Raw genomic sequence first — 255 nt, forward strand, 5'->3', positions numbered from 1 at the left:
GCTTTCGCCCATTGTCCAATATTCCCCACTGCTGCCTCCCGTAGGAGTCTGGACCGTGTCTCAGTTCCAGTGTGACTGATCATCCTCTCAGACCAGTTACGGATCGTCGCCTTGGTGAGCCATTACCCCACCAACTAGCTAATCCGACCTAGGCTCATCTGATAGCGCAAGGCCCGAAGGTCCCCTGCTTTCTCCCGTAGGACGTATGCGGTATTAGCGTTCCTTTCGAAACGTTGTCCCCCACTACCAGGCAGA

Annotated in this window: 1 rRNA gene; it reads right to left on the reverse strand. The window is 55.3% G+C overall.

Annotated features, from left to right (window positions below):
- Positions 1-255 (reverse strand): 16S ribosomal RNA (locus DM807_RS00025); the annotation flags it as partial.

This window comes from Pseudomonas hunanensis (assembly GCF_013393325.1).
Taxonomy (GTDB): domain Bacteria; phylum Pseudomonadota; class Gammaproteobacteria; order Pseudomonadales; family Pseudomonadaceae; genus Aquipseudomonas; species Aquipseudomonas putida_P.